At 38.9% G+C, this 17,219-nt stretch carries 16 protein-coding genes; 9 read left to right on the top strand and 7 right to left on the bottom strand.

Translation table 11 applies throughout. The annotated features are described in order from the left end of the window. Positions 1-16: 16 nt before the first annotated feature. From OTK00_RS11075 to OTK00_RS11055, 5 genes are all read right to left on the bottom strand, one after another. On the bottom strand, positions 17-1,291 hold the full coding sequence (locus OTK00_RS11075) for a methyl-accepting chemotaxis protein (RefSeq protein WP_045168782.1): 1,275 nt from the start codon (positions 1,289-1,291) through the stop codon (positions 17-19). 229 nt (positions 1,292-1,520) lie between these two features. After that, positions 1,521-2,729, bottom strand: coding sequence for an ABC transporter permease (locus OTK00_RS11070; RefSeq protein ID WP_045168783.1), 1,209 nt, complete (start codon positions 2,727-2,729; stop codon positions 1,521-1,523). A gap of 29 nt (positions 2,730-2,758) precedes the next feature. Next, on the bottom strand, positions 2,759-3,451 hold the full coding sequence (locus OTK00_RS11065; protein ID WP_045168784.1) for an ABC transporter ATP-binding protein: 693 nt from the start codon (positions 3,449-3,451) through the stop codon (positions 2,759-2,761). Between the two features lie 4 nt (positions 3,452-3,455). After that, the gene (locus OTK00_RS11060) at positions 3,456-4,661 is read right to left on the bottom strand and encodes an efflux RND transporter periplasmic adaptor subunit (RefSeq protein WP_045168785.1); all 1,206 of its coding nucleotides are present in this window, start codon (positions 4,659-4,661) and stop codon (positions 3,456-3,458) included. Positions 4,662-4,691: 30 nt separating this feature from the next. After that, the gene (locus OTK00_RS11055; RefSeq protein ID WP_108720980.1) at positions 4,692-5,129 is read right to left on the bottom strand and encodes a MarR family winged helix-turn-helix transcriptional regulator; all 438 of its coding nucleotides are present in this window, start codon (positions 5,127-5,129) and stop codon (positions 4,692-4,694) included. A gap of 270 nt (positions 5,130-5,399) precedes the next feature. Between OTK00_RS11055 and OTK00_RS11050 the strand changes: the two genes are divergently transcribed. The 3 genes from OTK00_RS11050 (at position 5,400) to OTK00_RS11040 (ending at position 7,353) form a co-directional block, all read left to right on the top strand. Further along, the gene (locus OTK00_RS11050; RefSeq protein WP_045168786.1) at positions 5,400-6,506 is read left to right on the top strand and encodes a Gfo/Idh/MocA family protein; all 1,107 of its coding nucleotides are present in this window, start codon (positions 5,400-5,402) and stop codon (positions 6,504-6,506) included. Positions 6,507-6,581: 75 nt separating this feature from the next. Then, complete coding sequence (locus OTK00_RS11045; RefSeq protein ID WP_241765439.1) at positions 6,582-7,088, top strand: nucleoside recognition domain-containing protein; 507 nt, start codon at positions 6,582-6,584, stop codon at positions 7,086-7,088. Between the two features lie 28 nt (positions 7,089-7,116). Continuing rightward, a complete protein-coding gene (locus OTK00_RS11040; protein ID WP_268760788.1) occupies positions 7,117-7,353 on the top strand; it encodes a hypothetical protein in 237 nt (78 codons plus the stop codon). Positions 7,354-7,720: 367 nt separating this feature from the next. On the opposite strand, the gene OTK00_RS11035 is transcribed toward OTK00_RS11040, so the two are convergent. Both OTK00_RS11035 and OTK00_RS11030 read right to left on the bottom strand, forming a co-directional pair. Further along, on the bottom strand, positions 7,721-8,362 hold the full coding sequence (locus tag OTK00_RS11035) for a cobalamin B12-binding domain-containing protein (RefSeq protein WP_045168788.1): 642 nt from the start codon (positions 8,360-8,362) through the stop codon (positions 7,721-7,723). A gap of 104 nt (positions 8,363-8,466) precedes the next feature. Beyond that, entirely contained in the window at positions 8,467-9,102 is a 636-nt protein-coding gene (locus OTK00_RS11030; RefSeq protein ID WP_045168790.1) for a class II aldolase/adducin family protein, read from the bottom strand. Between the two features lie 236 nt (positions 9,103-9,338). Here OTK00_RS11030 and OTK00_RS11025 point away from each other — a divergent pair, with 236 nt between their 5' ends. From OTK00_RS11025 to OTK00_RS11000, 6 genes are all read left to right on the top strand, one after another. Further along, the gene (locus tag OTK00_RS11025; protein ID WP_045168791.1) at positions 9,339-11,072 is read left to right on the top strand and encodes a glycoside hydrolase family 13 protein; all 1,734 of its coding nucleotides are present in this window, start codon (positions 9,339-9,341) and stop codon (positions 11,070-11,072) included. A gap of 109 nt (positions 11,073-11,181) precedes the next feature. After that, on the top strand, positions 11,182-12,090 hold the full coding sequence (locus tag OTK00_RS11020) for a carbohydrate ABC transporter permease (protein ID WP_045168792.1): 909 nt from the start codon (positions 11,182-11,184) through the stop codon (positions 12,088-12,090). Then, positions 12,090-12,959: a sugar ABC transporter permease gene (locus OTK00_RS11015; protein ID WP_045168793.1), complete on the top strand. Its 870-nt coding sequence runs from the start codon at positions 12,090-12,092 to the stop codon at positions 12,957-12,959. Before OTK00_RS11020 ends, OTK00_RS11015 begins: the two co-directional genes overlap by 1 nt. Positions 12,960-13,019: 60 nt before the next feature. Then, positions 13,020-14,642 carry an alpha-glucan family phosphorylase gene (gene glgP / locus OTK00_RS11010; RefSeq protein ID WP_045168794.1) on the top strand — a complete coding sequence of 541 codons (1,623 nt, stop codon included), beginning with the start codon at positions 13,020-13,022 and terminating at the stop codon, positions 14,640-14,642. 6 nt (positions 14,643-14,648) lie between these two features. After that, a complete protein-coding gene (locus OTK00_RS11005) occupies positions 14,649-15,656 on the top strand; it encodes a LacI family DNA-binding transcriptional regulator (RefSeq protein ID WP_045168795.1) in 1,008 nt (335 codons plus the stop codon). 152 nt (positions 15,657-15,808) lie between these two features. Beyond that, on the top strand, positions 15,809-17,017 hold the full coding sequence (locus OTK00_RS11000) for a sugar ABC transporter substrate-binding protein (RefSeq protein ID WP_045168796.1): 1,209 nt from the start codon (positions 15,809-15,811) through the stop codon (positions 17,015-17,017). Positions 17,018-17,219 lie beyond the last annotated feature (202 nt).

Here is a 17,219-nt window from a genome sequence, read left to right as displayed (position 1 = left end):
TAAAATCAGCCCCTTTTTATCTTATTTTGTACTTCTTCAGCTTCTTTTCAAGCTCATCAACAAGCTTTTGCAATGACTGAGCTGAGTATTTCATTTCATTTATAGAATTGAGCTGATTTTCAACAGTAGCAGCAACTTCCTGGGATGCAGCGGCTGTCTCCTGTGAGACTGAAGATATGCTTTCAATTGCACGAATGACCGCATTTCTTGCCTCTTCCATTCTACTCAAAGCATCTTTTACTATCTGGGTCTTTTGAACAATCTCATTGATTTCATCCGAGATTTTTGCAAAAGACTGCTGGGAATCAATCACAGCATCTTTCTGACCGAGTGCTGCTGCCTTGATCTCGTCAATAATCCTGATTGTATTTTCTGTCTCACCCAGGATGACATCCACTATAGAATTTATCTCATCCGCAGCTTTTTTGCTCTGGTCAGCAAGCTTTCGCACCTCATCAGCAACAACAGCAAAACCTTTGCCCGCCTCGCCCGCTCTTGCCGCCTCAATTGCAGCGTTCAAAGCCAGAAGGTTTGTCTGCTCGGCGATTGTATTTATTACCTCAACAAAGTTGGATATTGTTTTAATTCTGTCAATAAATGAGAGTATGGTCCCAATTACCTTTTCAGCTGTCTCAACAGCAAGTTCGCTTTTCTCTCTCAAAGCACTCATCTTTTCAATTCCTTCTCTGTTAAGAAGGTCAATCTTATTTGTCTCCTCTACAACCGCATTGTAGCTGTCTGACACAGCATTTATCTGGTCAGATAGGTTGTTTACAAGCAAAACTCCATGCTGAGCTTCTTCTGCCTGCTGGGATGCACCTTTTGCGATCTCTTCAACCGTCTTTGAAATCTCTTCGATTGCCGCAGCAGCTTCTTCGGAGGTCTTTGTGACTTTTTTGGATGCTCCAACTATAGCATTTGACAGATTGAAAAAGTCTTCAATCAAAAGTTTTATGTCAGATAGAACTATATTTACGCTTGATGCAACTCTCTGAATGTTTCCAAATTCTTTGGAAGCTATGAGCTTGCTATAGTCGCCATTTTTAATCTCTTCTAAGACCTTTTCAAGCTTTGCAATCATTTTGTTCATCTCATAGCGAATCATAAAGGCGGTTATAGCAAGAGTAAGAATGAAAGTGATTGTGGCAACAGCAACGCCCGTGAATTTTAACTTTGATGGCAGCAAGATTGCAAGCAGAATGTCAAGGATAATTATAAACGCAAGAGCCACGTATGTAAGGCTTATAACTCCTTTTTTTACAGTTCCATTTTCATTTCCTCTTGGTGACATTCACTTCACTCCTTTATAGCACAAATTTCTTCTTTATACCATCTATTATAATACAAGATGTTAACTTTTTGCTAATATTTCTTTCAAAAAAATTGTTTTTGGCGTTTAAATGACAATTAAAAAATACTACTATAAAAGAGTGTAAATAAACAGATGTGCCTTTTCAAACAATAAAAGAAGCGGAACTATCCATAATTCTGGCTGGATAGTCCCGCTTTTTGATACATGCTTACTCGTATCTCAGCGCGACAATTGGGTCAAGCTTTGCAGCCCTTTTTGCAGGATAGATTCCAAAGAAGATTCCAACTGCTGAGGAGAATATAAACGCAATCAGTATGGTCTTGAGTGACACAACCGGTGTTATTTGTATAAACGGTCCGGCTATGTTTGCCAGAAGATATCCCAAAAATGTTCCGATAGCACCGCCAATCAGAGAGATTAAAAGAGCCTCTATTAAAAACTGAATCAGGATATCTCTCTGTGTTGCGCCGATTGCCTTTCTTATGCCAATCTCGCGTGTCCTTTCTGTAACAGACACAAGCATAATGTTCATCACACCAATGCCACCCACAAGAAGCGATATTGCAGCAATTGCGCTCATGATTGTTGTAAATATTCCCAGGATTCGATTAAACTGCTCCATAAAAGCCACAAAGTTTTCTGTTTTATACTTGTCTTTGTTATGATGCCTTGCCTCTAAAATTCTCACAGCTTGGCTTGATGCCTCATCAAGCTGGCTTGAGTCGTAAGTCATGACATATATATTGGAAATATTAACATCTTCAAAAATCTTCTGGGCATAGGTTATTGGCAGTGCAGCAATTACAGGGAACTGGTCAGAAGCAGAGCCGCCCAGAATCTTAAAATTACCACTGTCAATCACACCTATTATCTTTGCTGTGTCAAAAGAAGAAAAACTGCCAACCTTTATGGTCTTTCCAACACAGTCTTCATAGCCAAAAAGCTCTTTTGCCGAGTCTCTGTCAATTAAAACAACATTTCTGCCCTGCAATATGTCCTTTTCATTGAAAAACCTTCCATATACAACCTTCAAATTTGACACATTTCCATAGTCAAAATCGGTTGCAATGAAAATGGATCTTTTTGTCTTATTTTCAGTTCTGACAAGTCCAAACTTCTGTGCAACCGGTGCAGCGTATTTGACAGCAGGGATTCTTTTTCTTATCATTTCAACATCCTTGATGGTAAATCTATCACTTTCTGTAATGGCTACATCTGACCTTGTTCTGATTGAGAAGATATTCACACCAATCTTCTCAAACTCGCCCAGGATTGCTTTTTGACCGCCTTCGCCAAGAGACATGATTGTTATAACAGAGGCAATACCAATTATTATTCCAAGCATTGTTAAAAAGGTTCTGAGTTTGTTTGAAAATATACTTTTTACAGCAACTTTGACAAGCTCTGAAATGTACATCCTTTGTTCACACCTTTTCAAATGGTTTTTTAATATGTTATTCTTTCTGCAACAGGACTATCCTCGATAATCATGCCGTCTCTGATTCTGATAATTCTCTTTGCGTGCTTTGCAATATCCTGTTCGTGTGTCACCATAATAATTGTTGTGCCGGTTTTGTTTAGCTCATAGAATATCTTCATGATTTCAATGCTTGAATTTGTGTCAAGGTTTCCTGTTGGCTCGTCTGCAAGCAAAAAAGAAGGGTTCATCACAATTGCACGTGCAATTGCAACTCTTTGCTGCTGTCCACCTGAAAGCTCATTTGGTCTGTGATACAGTCTATCACTCAATCCTACTTTTTCCAGTGCACTGAGTGCTCTTTGACGTCTTTCTTTTGGTGGTATTCTGGCATACAGCATGGGAAGCTCTACATTCTCAAGTGCATTCAGCTTGCTCAGAAGGTTAAACGACTGAAATACAAAACCTATCTGGCTGTTTCTAATTCTTGCAAGCTCTACATCTGACAGGTTTGAAACCTCTACATTGTTAAGCTTATATACACCGGATGTGGGTCTGTCTAACAGTCCAATTATATTCATCAGTGTTGATTTGCCTGAACCTGATGGACCGATTATTGCAACATATTCGCCTTTTTCAACTGTGAGTGTTATCCCCTTTAACACTTCAAGCTCAATCTTCCCTAAGTTATACACCTTTCTGATGTCTTTTAGTTCAATCATCTTATTATTCGCTCCCTTTTACCCTGACTTTTGTGCCATCCTGGATTGAACTGTTTGGATTTAAGATTACTTCTTCCCCGACATTTACACCATCTAAAATCTCGGTTTCCAGATCAGAAGAAAGCCCCAATTTTACCTCTCTTTGCTTTGCAACATTATTTTCAACCACATAAACATAGCTTTTGCCGCTTTTGTCTGTGACAATTGCCTCTGATGGAACTTTTACTACATCCTTTTTCTCACCCGTTTTTATATCCACATCCACATTAAACCCGGGTTTGATTGTCCCATCGTTATTCAGTATGTCAACATACACTTTTACAACATTTTCAGAACCTGTTTGTGTTAATAGCTTTGTTGCAGCAGGCGCAACCTGTTTCACAACCCCGTCAAATGTCCTGTTGCCAAACCTTATATATGCTTTTTGCCCTTCCTTTATGTTTATGGCATCATACTGATTGACATTGAGAACAATCTGAAGATTATCAGGGTCTTCAACCGTCACAGCAGGAAGCTGTGCAGAGGCAAAATAATTCCCCTCTTTTGCATTTATCGCCGTCACAATTCCATCAATTTCTGCTTTCACATACCTTTGCTGCTTGTCCATTGACTGCTTTATACTTTTAAGATTGAGCTCTGCAATCTCAACCTGCTTTTGCTGAAGCTTTATCTGGTCGTCGATGTTGCTGAGGCTTGAAGAAGACTGAAGTTGACTCTGTAAAGAAAAAATCATGTTTGACTGCAGGGGAAACTGCTGGGCATTGGAAGATGCAGGCATATTTGCAGCACTGGATTTTGACTGCTGCAAAGGCTGATTATTGGCTGCTGAAGAGTTTTCTTTTAATTTCTTTAATGACTCAAGTTGTAGCTTTGCCATCTCAAGCTGTTTCTGGGCAATCTGGTACTGATAGGTCAAATCCTGAGTCTCAAGTTCCAGAAGTTTGTCTCCTTTTCTTACTCTTTTGCCAATTTCAACATACACCTTTAAAACCTTTGTGGGTGAGATGATGTAGTAATCCTGTTTTGACTTTGACTCAGCATCACCGTTGGTTGAGAAAAGTGATACAATATCACCTTTTTCTACCTTTGCAGTTTTGACTTCAATTGTAGACAGAGCCTGTTTGTTTCGAACAGAAATTGCATACACAGCTGACACCAGGATAGCCAGGATGAAAACTGATACAATTATTCCTTTTAAAGACCTTTTCATCGAAGACTCACCGTCCTTTTTTGAATATTTTCAGAGTGCCTCATTGATTTTTTGAATAATCTTTATAAGCAAGCTTATTTCCTCGTGAGATAGGTTTTTCAGCACAGGTTCTAAAACCCTTGTTCTAAAGTCTGTCACCTTTTTAACCATATTTTTACCCTTTTCTGTAAGAAAAACTTGAAGCTTCCTTCTATCCTGGTTATCCGGCTCTCTATTTACAATTCCTTTTTCAACAAGCCTGTCTACAATTCCTGTCAGAGTAGAAGGGGATATGCCAAGCTCCTTTGCAATGTCTTTCATGGTCATAGGCTGTGAGTTTTCGCTTAAAACCATTATCACCTGCTGCTCACCAAACGTTAAAACATCCTCGCAGTCAAAAAACTCTTCTATCTTGAGCCTGCTGTTAAGTTTTCTTCTTATTGCTCTGAGCATTTCGTAGATAGCTTTTTCTTCACATTTATTTTCCACTTAATTAGCCCCCAAAAATTTTAAAACACAAATATTTTATATACGAAATATTATACAACCAAATTAAATTTGTCAATAGCTTATTTAATAACTTATTGAAGAAATTGAAGTTTTACTGACAAAGTAGATATACTTAAGGTAAAGGTTTGATTGAGTTGTATAACACCAAAGGATTATGATTGTGATATAATCTAATTTGGGCATTTAGCAAAAATTTTAGGGTAATTGTTTACAAAGGTAAGTTTTTAACAGAAAGGAGAGATAAAAATAATGACAAAAACCAGAGTAGCGATAATGGGCTGTGGCAACATAGCGCCTGTGTATGTTAAAAATTTAAAAAGGTTTGGAATATTTGAGATTGTGGCATGTGCGGATGTAGATTTACAGAGAGCAAAAGGGCTATCATCGGAATTTTCAATAAAAGAAGCTGTTGAGCCAGACAGGGTGTATGATTTGGATGTAGATATAGTTGTCAACCTGACACCACCCCAGCATCATTACAACATCAACAAAAAGGTACTTGAAAGCGGTAAACACCTTTACAGCGAAAAACCTCTTTGCTCTACGGTGTATGAAGCAAAAGAAATTCTGGAGTTTGCCCAAAATAAAGGGTTGATAATTGGATGTGCTCCAGATACCTTTCTTGGTGCAAATATCCAGACGGCTAAAAAGCTTATCCAGGATGGCTGGATAGGGAAGCCGTTTGCAGCCAACTGTTTTGTAATGTATGGCGGACCGGAAAAGTGGCATCCAAATCCTCACTTTATTTTCAAAAAGTTTATGGGACCTCTGTTTGACATAGGTCCATATTGCCTGACTGCACTTGTGTTCTTGCTGGGCTCTGTGAAAAAGGTATCTGCAATGGGCAAGATTACTTTCAATGAAAGACTTGTTACATCTGAGCCTCACAGGGGCGAAAAAATTGTGGTTGAAATGCCAACGTATGTGACGGCAAAAATCTTGTTTGAAGATGACATAATTGGAAATGTAACTGTGTCGTATGATGTGCCGGCAACAAATCTTCGTGGAATAGAAATATATGGAGAAGAAGGTACATTGATTGTTCCTGACCCCAACTTCTTTGACTATGGCAGAGTGCTTTTGAAAAGACATGATGATCAGGAGTTTAAAGAAGTGCCTGTAATAAACCCGTTCAATTACGACAATTTAAGGGGGCTTGGGATACTTGACATGGCGCTTGCGATAAGGCTCAAAACTCCACTCAGAGCATCCGGAAGCTTAGCCTTTCATGTTTTGGAAACACTTTTTGCAATATATACTTCTCTGCAGGAGGAAAGATTTGTGGATGTCCAGAGCAAAGCGCCCGATGTTCCTCTTTTGGATATGAAGCTTTTGAGAGAAGTTTTATGTATATAGACAAATTCTACTTTTATTTTAATAAATTCATACAAAACCCAATAAATATTTTTTATAATGAGGCTTTTTCTAATATTGTTTTCAATCCTGACTCAGGCAATTGGTGGTGATATTAATAAGATCTCAACTGTATTGTTTTCTGCACCAAAAAACGCTTTGCAGATATTTATAACAATAGCATGTTCCATAATCCTCTGGTCGGGCTTTTTGAGGGTTGCTCAGGACTCGGGCTTGATTGAAATGCTGGAAAGGCTTTTGAAACCTGTTTTAAAACTCCTTTTTAAAACAAAAAATGAAGAAGCATTCAAGTGGATGTCAGCAAATATTATTGCCAATCTTCTGGGGCTTGGGAATGCTGCAACACCGGCAGGGATCAAAGCGATGCAGGAGCTTTCAAGAGAAGCTTATAAAGACTTTGCCACCGATGATATGATTCTGTTTGTGATATTAAATACGTGCTCGATTCAGCTTATTCCAACAACAATGATTCTGCTAAGACAGGAATATGGCTCAAAAGACCCTGCCGCTGTTGTTTTTCCAGTGCTTTTTGTGTCCCTTATCGGGCTTTTTTTGGAACAATAGCATGTAAAATCCTGTCAAAGGTGATAAGATGATGGAAACATTTTCTGATTTGATAATAGTAGCTTTTATTGTCTCTGTCCTTGTATTTTCGATATTTCACTCAAATGACAGTTTCAAAAGTTTTGTTGAGGGTGTAAAAGATGGTATCAGGGTTTCAATAAGGATATTTCCCAGTGTATTTGCGCTGATTTTAGCTGTTGAGATGTTTACAAAAACAGAGGCACTGAACATCCTTATTGGGCTAATTGGACCTGTTTTAAGTTAGGCGGGAATATTCAAGGAGGCAACCGGGCTTTTAATAATAAAACCATTTTCATCAAGTGATTCTTACGCGGTATTAAAAGATATTTTCTCTAAATATGGTCCAGATTCAAAGATAGGAATATACTCTTCCATTATCTGTGCATCAACAGAAACCCTTTTTTATGTTATAACAACATACCTTGCCCAGACAAAAGTGAAGAAGACTGGATATTTGATCTCTGTGGCGGTTCTGGTAGATGTGGTTGTGCTGCTTGTAGCAGCATTTTTGGTAAAGAGTAGCTTTAGCTAAAAAAATAAGGCTGCTGCTTTTTTGCCCCAAAAAAGCAAATTCACAGCAGCCAAAAGCACTCATAGGTTTTACCCGTTTTTTATGCAGCACCCTGAACAAGCTTTTTAGCAAGCTCAGCGGCAGATGCTGCATCAGGTGCGTACCCGTCAGCTCCAATACTCTTGGCAAAGCTATCTGTCACAGGCGCACCACCAACAATCACCTTTACCTTGTCCCTCAATCCCTCTTGAGTTAGCTTCTCAATAGTCACCTTCATATTGGGCATGGTGGTTGTCAAAAGTGCTGACATTGCGACAACCTGTGGCAGGTAGACTTTCACCGCCTCGCAGAACTTCTCGGGCGAAACATCCACACCAAGGTCTATTACCTCAAGTCCCGCTCCTGTCATCATCATTGCAACCAGGTTCTTGCCAATGTCATGCAAATCGCCTTTTACAGTGCCGATTACAACCCTGCCAATTGGCTTTACGCCTGTTTCTGTCAGGATTGGCTTTAAGACTTCCAGTGCTGCTTTCATTGCGCGAGCTGCAATCAGGACTTCCGGCACGTATATCTCATTGTTTTTGAACTTTTCACCAACAACTGCCATTGCAGAAATCAAAGCACCGTTTAGAATTTCCTCGGCAGAAAGCCCCATTGAAAGTGCTTCTTTTACTTTTTCCGGTGCCAGTTTTGCATTTCCCTTCTGTATAAGCTGGGAGATTTCATTTAATATTTCCATTTAAAATCGCCTCCTTCAAAAATCAGATGTTAATATACTATAACTTGCAAGTCCAAATGGCAAGATAGCAAATTTCAATCGTTAACCATATCATTTCAGCCTTTTTATTTTTTAAGACTTAACACCTTTTGGACCTCATCAGGACTCAAAATTTGCGGCTGACCAATCTGGCTTGACAGGAATAAAATCTTTGCCCAGAACTCAACAATTTCAAGCTTGTAAAAAGCCATCTCCAGATCCCTGTCATATGTCAAAACCCCATGGTTTGAAAGAAGTATTGCATCATAGTCCTTTACAAAAGGTGAGATTGACTCCGGAACCTCAACTGTTGATGGAGTTGCAAATGGCGCAACAGGGATATATCCGCCAAATATAAAAACAGATTCTGCTAAAATTGGCTTGTCGAGGGGTTTTCTCAGCACTGCAAATGTTGTTGCAAAAGGCGAGTGTGCATGCACGCATGCATTTACATCTTCTCTTTCACGATAGACTTTAAGATGCATCTTTATCTCGGATGATGGTTTAAACTCAGTTTTCTCAATGACATTCCCGTCAATATCAATTACAACAAGCATATCTTCTTTCAAAAATCCTTTGGAGACTCCTGATGGAGTTGTAATTATTGTATTTTCATCAACTCTTACCGAGATATTTCCATCAGGTCCGCTTATATAACCTCTCTTGTACATAATCCTTCCAATCCTGCAGATTTGAGATTTGATAAGCTCAAGATTTTTCATTGATTCAATCACCTTCCCCGGCAAATTTATTGATGATTGTTTTATTTTGATTTTTTGTACCATTTTATTTTATAATTTTTTATTTGGTTTGAAAATACCCGGATTTGACATATTAATTCCCTAAAAGCTCTACTTTCAAAATTCTTGTGCAAACATTTGCATTATCAATTGAAAAATGATAGAATAAAATTCAATGTTATTATTAAAAAAATTTTATAAAGGAGTGTGCGAAAGCTTTGGAAGTCATTCACAATCAATTGCATGATATATTTGCACTGGAAAAAGAAAGATTTTTAATTCGGCTGTGGGTAAAAAGAGGGTTTGCAAAAGAGATATATCTCATATTTTCGGACAGATATGAGAGAGAAAAGATTCAAAAGCTGAAGATGGACTTTTATATGGAAGTTGGAGAGTACGAGGTATATCAGGCTGAGTTTTTTGCAGCAACACCGCGGCTTGGATATGAATTTCTGATAAAGCTTTTTGACGGGGGATTTAAAATTTACAACCAGTTCGGTCTTCAGGATGATGAAGAGGACTATTTCGGGTATTTTCATTTTCCCTATGCAAATCCATCGGATATATTTGAAAAGCCACAGTGGTTGGAAAAAACGGTTGTGTATGAAATCTTTCCTGACAGGTTTGCAAGGGATATAACGAAAAAGAGTGCAAAAGAGCTTTTTCCCTGGGACTATTGCAAATGGGAAAGACCGGGAAGCGAGGTGTTTCTTGGTGGAAATTTTGCGGGGATTAAAGGTAAGATTGACTATTTTAAAGAACTTGGCGTAAATGCCATCTACTTTACACCTATTTTTAAATCAAGCTCGAGTCACAGATACAATGTTGATGATTACTTTGATGTTGACCCTCTTTTGGGAACAAAAGAGGAGTTCAAAGAGCTGGTTGAGACTTTGCACAAAAATGGAATAAGGGTTATCCTGGATATGGTGTTTAACCACACAGGGACAGGCTTTTTTGCATTTCAGGATGTGATAAAACATGGAAGGGATTCAAAGTATTTTGACTGGTACAATATAAAAGACCTGCCGGTGGATATCCAGAAAGGAAATTACGAGACGTTTGCAACCGGTGTTAACAGTATGCCAAGGATTGACACTTCAAAAAAAGAAGTTCAGGATTTTTTCTTAGGTGTGCTGAAATACTGGCTTTTGGAGTTTGACGTTGATGGTTTCAGGTTTGATGTTGCAAACGAGCTTGATAAAAATTTTTTGAGAAGGATAAGATTTGAGCTGAAGAGCATAAAAAAAGATATCTGGCTTATTGGTGAGGTTATGCACAGAAGTGAAAGTTTTCTTCTGGGCGATATGTTTGATGGAGTTATGAATTATTTTTCATGGGAGGTTTTTTTGAGATTTTTACTGGGTAAATATAAAGCAGAAGATGCTGCAAAGATTCTGGCAGAGTACAGGCTAAAGTTCAATCCAAGACTTTTTTCATGCCAGCTGAATCTTATTGGGAGTCACGATACTAAAAGAGTTTTAAACGCTGTTTTGAAGAATAAGAAATTAGCAATGCTTGCCTGCGTGTATAATCTTACATATCAGGGCGTGCCAATGATTTACTATGGAGATGAAGTTGGCATGGAAGGAGAGCATGACCCTGACTGCAGAAGGGGGATGGTATGGGAGGAAGAAAGGTGGGACAGGGAAGTTTTTGAACTTTACAGGAAACTGATAAACCTTAAACGTACATCAAAAGCATTGAATGCGGACCATGTTAAAGAAGGCTTTTTGGGAGATATTATGTACTTTGAAAAAAGGATGGATGATGAGATAATCTATGTTTTTTTCAATCCATTCAGAAGTTCACAAAAGGTAAAACTTTTTGACCCGGGATTTGTGGGTAAAGATCTCACATTTTTCAGGTCAGAAAAAAGGATAAAATGTTTTTCTGTAAAATGTGAATTTGATATTTTACCCGAGGATTTTGAGATTTTGATTGTTAGATAAAGGGTAGACAGGATTGACAAAAGGTAGTTGACAGTGCAGAAAAAGTGTTGTATAATATCTTCAAAAGGCAAACGATTGCACAATTAATTCAAAGGGGGATATTTAAAAGATGAAAAAAAAGGAGCCCATAGGTTATGCGTATCTTGCACCGGCTCTAATTTCTATGGCTGTGCTTTCGTTCTTTCCTATTGCAATGACTGTGTATTATGCCTTCACAAATTTTAACCTGAACCACTTAGAAGATTACAGGTTTGTGGGCTTCAAGAACTTTGTGGATATTTTAACAGGACCGTTTAAAGAGGTTTTTGGTCCAACATTTGCATGGACATTTTCTTTTGCATTAATAACCGTTTTGATTAACTTCTCGGCAGGACTTTTGCTCGCCGTCCTTCTTAACAACAAGTTTATGAAAGAGACAAATATCTACAGAGCAATACTTATCATCCCGTGGGCAATCCCGGGGACAATTGCAGCTCTTGCATGGCAGGGACTTTTGAACGAGGAATACGGTGCAATTAATATGGTGCTGAGAACATTGCATTTGAGCCCTGTGCCATGGTCAACTGACCCTTTCTGGGCAAAAATAGGAATATTTATTGTGAATCTCTGGCTTAGCTATCCTTTTATGATGAACGCTTGCCTGGGTGCGCTTCAATCAATTCCCACAGAACTTTATGAGGTTGCGGAAATTGATGGTGCAGGCTGGTTTACGAAGCTATTCAAAATAACAATACCAATGATTGTTCCTGCTGCGCTGCCCATTGTAATATCATCGTTTGCATATTCGTTTAACAACTTCAACGTGGTCTACCTTGTAACAGGTGGTGGACCTGCACGGCTTGACACTCAATTTGCCGGGCATACAGACCTTTTGGTTTCGGTAACCTATAAACTTACCATGCAGTTTTACAGATATGACTTAGCATCTGCCATGTCCATAATAATCTTCTTCATTGTTGGGACAATTTCACTTATAAATATGAAACTTACACGTGCGTTTGAAGGTGGTGTTAAGTAATGGTGGGCAGAGAATATATGACAACCCGTGATGTGGTTGTATTATGGGTATCAAGGGTTATAATCTGGGTTGCTGTACTGCTTTCTCTCTTGCCGACGTGGTTTATTATTGTTGCATCGCTGTCAAAAGGTGGGGCGTTCTTTCAGTCATCGTTTTTCCCGAGAGAGGTTACATTTGAAAATTACATTGAGCTGTTTAGAAGAAAGAGCAGCCCCTCTCAAACACTTCCTGACTTTGTATTGTGGGTGAAAAACAGCTTGATAGTTTGCTTTGGTGTTGCATTTTTGCAAATTTTCATGACTGCCCCGGCTGCATATGCATTTTCAAGAATTAACTTTGTTGGCAGGAAAAATGGTTTGAAAGTGCTTCTGATACTCCAGATGTTCCCGACATTTATGGCAATGCCGGCAATCTATGGACTTTTAGTGAAATTCAATCTTCTTGATAACCTGTTTGCGCTGATTCTGGTTTTAGCAGGTGGCTCTGCGTTTAACATCTGGCTTTTGAAAGGCAATATGGACCAGATTCCGTATGAGATTGACGAGGCAGCAATAATTGACGGTGCAAACCATTTTCTTATATTCAGAAAGATAATTCTACCTCTCACAGCACCTATGCTTGCTGTTATGTTCATATGGAGCTTTAATGGAGTGTTCAATGAGTTTTTGCTATCAAGCCTTATTTTGCAATCGCCTGAAAATGCAACTGTGCCAATAGGTTTGAGAAATTTTATAAACAACCAGTTTTCAGCTAACTGGCCGATGTTCTCGGCTGCATCAATCTTAGCATCACTGCCAATAGTAATTATCTACATGGCTTTGCAAAAACAGATTCAAAGCGGACTTGCAGCCGGCGCTGTAAAGGGTTAAAGATAGATATTTGTATTTTCAATATACTGCAAAAAAATCCAGTTTACAGGAGGTATGACAATGAAAAAATTACCAACGGTTGCGTATTTTAGTATGGAATTCGGGCTTGACTCAAACTTCAAAATCTATGCGGGTGGTCTTGGCATTCTGGCAGGTGACTATTTGAAAGCTGCAAAGGATCTTGGATATCCTGTTGTTGGTGTAGGTATTTTGTGGAAGCAGGGATATAATAAGCAGATTGTCACACAGGAGTACGGGGTTATTGATGCGTTTCCTATATACAGATATGACTTTTTGAAAGACACAGGTGTTAAGGTGAAGGTTAGGATCAGAAACAGAGATGTGTACTGCAAGGTTTGGAAGGTTGACAGCTTCAACAATGCAGTTCTTTATCTTCTTGACACAGACCTTCCTGAAAATGGTGACAGGTGGATAACAGGTCAGCTTTATGGCTGGTTTGGAGAAGAAAGAGTAGCACAGGAGATGGTTCTGGGTATTGGCGGTGTTAGGGCATTAAAAAAGCTTGGCATCAAAGTTGATGTTTATCATTTCAATGAGGGACATGCTGTATTTGCAGGACTTGAACTTGTAAGGGAGTATATGGAAGAAAAAGGTCTTACGTTTGAAGATGCTCTGAAAGAGGCAAGAAAGAAAATTGTATTTACAACACATACACCTGTTGAAGCGGGCAATGAGACACATCCTTTGAGACTTCTTATGTACATGGGTGCAAACTTGAATTTGACAGAAGAGCAGCTTGTTTACATTGGTGGAAGTCCATTTAACATGACCGTTGCTGCTTTGAGGCTTGCAAGAATTTCAAATGCTGTATCTGACCTTCACAGGGTTACTGCAAACGCTATGTGGGCAGGCGTTGACAGAAGAAGTGAGATTATAGGGATCACAAACGGTGTTCATGTTGGAACATGGGCAGACCAAAGAATACTTTCTGCACGGAATAATCCTCAAAAGCTCTGGGAGACACACTGCAATCTCAAAAAAGAACTTTTAGACTTTGTTGAAAGAAGGACTGGTATAAGACTAAAAGAAGATGTTCTGACAATAGGTTTTGCAAGAAGAGCAGCACCATATAAGCGAAGCGACCTTATTTTCAGAGACAAAGAAGCAGCAGATAAAATGTTTGAAAATGATATTCAGATAATCTTTGCCGGCAAGAGCCATCCTCTTGATGACACAGGCAAGGAGATTGTCAACAACATCATTGCAATGACAAAGAAGTACCCGGGCAAGGTTGTCTTCCTTGAAGACTATGACATGGAAATAGGCGCAATGCTTACCCGCGGTTGTGATATATGGCTCAACAATCCGAGAAGACCGCTTGAGGCCTGTGGCACATCCGGTATGAAAGCTGCAATGAATGGTGTTTTGAATGTCTCAACTTTAGATGGATGGTGGCCCGAGGCTTGTCAGCACGGAATCAATGGGTGGCAGATAGGAGATGGGTTTGAGTCAAAGGATGAGAAGTTGCAGGATGAAAATGACCTTAAAAGCCTTGTAAATGTTATGCAAACAGAGGTTATTCCAACATACTATAAAAACAGAGATAAGTGGATTGAGATGATGCAAAATAGTATCAACTCCACAATTGAAAAGTTTTCGGCTGAAAGAATGGTAAAGGAGTACTATGAGAAAATGTATATTCCAAAACACCTCAAGGGCTGATAGGTTATGGCTACAATAAAGGAGATAGCAAAGGAGGCAAATGTCTCACCTTCAACTGTTTCAAGAGTTCTCTCTGGCAGTAAAAAAATCAGTCCTGAAACAACAAAGAGGGTTTTAGAGGCTATAAAAAAGCTCGGGTATGTTCCAAACGCAAATGCCAAGGGGCTTGTAAAAAAGAAGTCATTTACAGTCGGGATCTTTGTGCCAGCAAGTCCCGACTCTCCCTTTTTAAATTTCTTTTTTGATCAGATATTGACAAGTATTTGTTCTGTGGTATACAGGTTTGAGTACGACATTCTATTTGCATACACCCAGGAAGAAAGGGAAGAAGACCTTTTAAAGAGGCTTGTGGAGAGTAAAAAGGTTGATGGTTTTATACTTCTTTCATCGCGCGAAGATGACTTTGCAATTGAGTATTTAAAGAAGATAGACTTTCCTTTTGTGGTTGTTGGAAGACCACGCGGGTATGAGAACTCGGTTAACTGGGTTGACAATGACAATGTAAAAGCAGGTTTTGACGCAACAGAGTATTTAATAGGACTCGGGCACAGGGACATTGCTTTCATTTGCGGGCCCAGCAATTTGATTGTCACGCAGGATAGACTAACAGGCTATAAAAAAGCACTGGAAGAACATTCTATTCAGTTTAGAAACTCCTATGTTCGATTTACAAGCCAAAAAAGTGCATATGAAGCTGCAATAGAGCTTCTTACTTTTGAAAACAGACCTACAGCAATTGTTTGCATGGACGATTTAATAGCAATTGAGGTTGTAAAGGCAGCAAGAAAGCTGGGCGTTGAGATAGCAAAAGAGGTTTCAATAATTTCATTTAACAACTCTGCAATAACAGAGATTCTAAGCCCGCCGCTTACCACAGTTGACATAGACATATCTAACATAGGTCACTCGGCAGCTGAGCTTTTAATGATGGATTTGACTGAACCAAAGAAGACATACAAAAGACTGATTGTGCCTCATAAAATTGTTGAGAGACAGTCCTGTGCAAGCACCTAATCTTTATATTGTTTGCATTGATAAAAAGAAAAATATTAGCAGCCTGACAAAAATTTAAATTGATATTGACTTTTTTTAGAGTAAATTGTATAATATTATCGTCAAACGTTTGCACATAAAATATCAAATTCCAGAAGGAGGTTGTTTTAGTTATGAAATCTTTCAAAAAGTTTATGGTAATTGGGCTTGTATTGGTATTTTCGCTGGTGGTTTTGCTTCCATTTGGCAGCGGGTTTGCAACATCCAAAAAGCAACTTGTTGTATGGTCACACCTTACACAGAATGAAGTAAAAGCTCTTCAGCCACTTGCTGATGAATGGGGAAAGAAGAATGGCTATACTGTTAAGGTGATTTCAGATCAGGGTTCATTCCAGAGCTTCCAGACAGCTGCGATGAGCGGTAAAGGACCTGATATAATGTTTGGTATTCCACATGACAATCTGGGTACATTCTGGAAAGCAAAGTTGCTTGAACCTGTTCCAGCAAATCTTATTGACAGGAAAAACTTTGTTGCGATGTCTTTGGACGCTTGCTCATTTGATGGAAAGCTCTATGCTCTTCCAATTGCAATGGAGACATATGCACTCTTTTATAACACATCAAAAGTAAAAGAAGCTCCAAAGACAATGAGCCAGCTAATTACTCTGGCTAAGAAGTATGGATTTATGTATGATGTGAACAACTTCTACTTCAGCTTTGCATTCATAGCTCAAAATGGTGGTTATGTTTTCAAGAACAAAGGTGGCGCACTTGATCCAAATGACATTGGTCTTGCAAATAATGGTGCTATAAAAGGTTTGTCTTTGATTAGAGACTTTGTTTTGACCTACAAGTTCATGCCAAAGGATATCAGAGGCGATATTGCAAAAGGTAACTTCCAGAATGGCAAGATTGCATTTTATATCAGTGGTCCATGGGATGTTGGTGATTTTGTGAAGGCAAAAGTTCCATTTGCAGTTGCTCCACTACCAAAGACAGACGATGGTAAGCCAACACCTTCATTTGTTGGTGTTCAGTCAGCATTTGTATCAGCAAAGTCCAAGAATAAAGATGCAGCTTTCAAACTGTTGAAATATCTTGTTGAAGAGTCACAGGTTAAGGTATTGTTCAAGGTTGGAAGCAGAATTCCTGTTACAACAGGTGCGCTCAGCAATCCAGAAGTTAAGGCAGATAAGATTATGAGTGCATTCGCAGAGCAGGCAAAGGTAGGTATTCCAATGCCAAATATTCCAGAGATGCAAGCTGTGTGGGGACCTGCAGGGAATACACTTTCACTTGTAACAACAGGCAAGGCAACACCAAAGCAGGCAGCAGAGGCTATGGTAAAGCAAATCAAGCAGGGTATTGCTCAGATGCAATAATGTTTTTTTTAAGACAGAGAGCTAAAATGAGTCCTTATAAAGAGGCAGTGGAGATAAATCTACTGCCTCTTTTGTTTTTATTGCGATGCTTTTTTGCAATAATATATGTTTTGAAGTAGTTTTTTGATGTTTATTTTGAATGAAATATTAAACTTTTTAGTTATACTCTTATCAGGCTGGAGACAGCCTCTATTCTTTTTAT

Origin of the sequence: Caldicellulosiruptor morganii (assembly GCF_026810225.1) — a bacterium.
GTDB classification, from domain to species: domain Bacteria; phylum Bacillota; class Thermoanaerobacteria; order Caldicellulosiruptorales; family Caldicellulosiruptoraceae; genus Caldicellulosiruptor; species Caldicellulosiruptor morganii.
This window is presented reverse-complemented; position numbering and strand designations above follow the sequence as displayed.